The organism is Oleiphilus sp. HI0123 (assembly GCF_001635315.1).
Genome location: NZ_LWGE01001171.1, coordinates 1 through 2,533, shown reverse-complemented (window position 1 = coordinate 2,533; position 2,533 = coordinate 1). Strand labels below are relative to the sequence as shown.

Annotated in this window: 3 protein-coding genes; all 3 read right to left on the bottom strand. The window is 43.7% G+C overall.

What is annotated here, in order from left to right; translation table 11 throughout:
- Window positions 1-652, bottom strand: a 652-nt coding sequence (locus tag A3761_RS12770; RefSeq protein ID WP_156491826.1) for a carboxypeptidase regulatory-like domain-containing protein, incomplete at its 3' end; no start/stop codon positions are given.
- Window positions 639-1,784 (bottom strand): lipopolysaccharide assembly protein LapB, encoded by a 1,146-nt coding sequence (locus A3761_RS12765; RefSeq protein ID WP_156490370.1) that lies wholly within the window; start codon window positions 1,782-1,784, stop codon window positions 639-641. The genes A3761_RS12770 and A3761_RS12765, both read right to left, overlap by 14 nt.
- Before the next feature lie 7 nt (window positions 1,785-1,791).
- Window positions 1,792-2,424, bottom strand: a complete 633-nt coding sequence (locus A3761_RS12760; RefSeq protein ID WP_068553324.1) for an energy transducer TonB — start codon at window positions 2,422-2,424, stop codon at window positions 1,792-1,794.
- Window positions 2,425-2,533 lie beyond the last annotated feature (109 nt).

Sequence of the window (2,533 nt, the reverse complement as noted above, 5' to 3'; positions counted from 1 at the left end):
ATACAATATCGGCCTTAATCAACTTAACCGCGTGTTCGTTATCTGTTTCGGCTCGAACCGAAACGTCCTTGCTTACCTGCATTACATACTTTGGATGGATAACTGATATATCATAGTCACCCGCTGCAAGCTCTACCGTGGCAATACCTTTTTCATCAGTGATTGCATCGATGGCATAGCCCTTGAAGAATAGTTTCGCACCAGAAACAGCGGCATCATTTGCAGAATCTCTCACGGAGAAAATCAGATTACCTTTAGGACCGGTTTGCGGCTTAACATCCTGATGATCAAAGTCCTGCTCATACGCTGACAGCGGTAGATCAAGCTCTACGCTTTCGCCTTGATTCGTTAAGTTCAGGAATACCTGACTCGATACAGTTTCAAGTAATGCTACATCGGTTAATGCAAACAACTCTCCGCCTTTGTAATAACCAACTTCGTGATCACCTGCTGGCAAAGTAAACGCAGCCACACCAAACTCATCGGTCTTTGAGCTTTCATCGCCAACCTTAACGTTGATATTCGATTGCGCCACACCTTCTTTGAAAACGAAGATAAATAAATTCTCTTTTTTAGCAGTTTGCTCAGCTGCAAACACGCTTGCCGAGAACAAACATAGAAGACTCGCTAGGAGTAATTTAACGGCATGCATACGGGTCATTCTGACAGATCTCTATTTGCTGAAATAAATGGGAAGCTTTCTGGAATAATTGGCTATCAGTGATTTTTTGCAGTAAGCGTTTAGACTGCTCATAATCACCATTTCTATAATGCGCAAAACCAAGTGCATACAAGATATTTTCGTCTTTCAACAAGTCATAGCGTTGTAAGGAGTCAGTCTTTGCAACCATCGACTCATAGTCTTCGAGGTAAATATCGATACCAACACGCTGTCTAAACTTTTCTTCCTGCTGATTGATACGACGGTTTAACTGTAAAGACCTTACTGGTTCGCCAGACTTCAGATAAAGGGTTGCTGCCTTAGCAGAAAACTTCGGGAAGCGTATCGACGCCCAGTCAAAGACCAAGGCAGCCATTAAGTACTTTTCTTGGTCTATGTAGACCTGACCAAGCAACTCAAGCAACTTATCATCGTCGTTATATTTGATCACACCTTCTTCTAGCAGAGCCGCAGCGGCATCTTTCTGACCACTCTCTCTTAGGGCAAACGCTACCGCCAGATATTCTTTTGCCGAATAGTTTTCACTTTCTAGATAACGGTGCGCGTAGTCATTAGCACTTTGATAAAAGCCAAGCTCTAATAGGTAATAAAACTTCTGACTGTAGAAGCGCGAATACTCTGGGTGCAGTTCAATACCTTCGTCCAAGGTCGCCCAGGCGGAGTTCATATCATCAAGCTGCTTAAAGGCTTCGGCTTTGATCACCAACATTTGAGGATTATCTAAGGCTGCCTGACCCGCTTTACCAAGCGCGTCGATTACACCTTGATACTCCATTCGCTGCCAATGATTTCGGGCAATATAAAGATATACAGACTCTTTTGTTTGACCCTTTTCAATTGCAGCATCGAAGAATATATTCGAGATCTTCGGATAGCCGGTTTTATTAAACACTATCCCTTTCAGTGTGTAATAAGTACTAAAATCAAAACCTTCTTTTGTTACCTCAGCTTTTTCCAGTACTGTTTTCGCTCGCTGTATGTAGCCGTCTTTAACCAACGTCGCGCCTAGTGCTACATAGTCTATTTTTTCTGTCTTTTGTGCTGCTGCGCTGGATGGCAAACACCACATGAGACACATCACTACTGCCACAAATAATTTCATGTGCATATCAATCCAACTTAAATACTATTTTTTGCATCGCCCAAACCTTCACCTTCTTACCGTTGTAGGTGGCAGGCTCAAATTTCCAACGACGAATGGTACTGTCGGCCTTCAGGTCAAATATCTCTTCAGGCTTAGAGTCAAGAATCTCAACGTCTTCAACATTGCCACTTTCATCGATCAGAACATTCATGGTGACGTAGCCACTAACACCCTGCTTTCTTGCGAGCTCCGGATAAACAATCGGAGAACGCTTTCGAACCTTCGGAGGCGTATCGACGCTACTTTTGTCCATGGCCTGATCACTAGATCCTGCTAGAAGATCGTTATCAGAAAACTCAGAAAATTCTGTTTCATCAAACTGAGGAACACCGAAACTTAGCCCAGCCCCCCCCAGATTCGCGCCAACATTTGCAGGCTTGATTGAGGGTAGTTTTTGCGGCTGCTGTCGTTTCTTTTTCTTAGGTTTCGGCTTCGGCTTTGGTTTTTTGATAACCTGTTTCTTGGCAACATCAAAGTTGCTTGCATCATCTTTCGCCGAATCCTTTTCAATATCGGACTCGTTAAGACCAATCACCAAAACAAAAATAAGGAACGGAACAACAATCGCCGCTGCAATAGCCCATACGTATCTAATCATCAGCGTATACTCAGGACTCTTGCTCGGTGGCGACACCGACATCAGTCGCGCCGGAAAGTTTACATTGGTCAATAACCTCCAAAACTAGCTTCGCCGGTACGTTCTCATC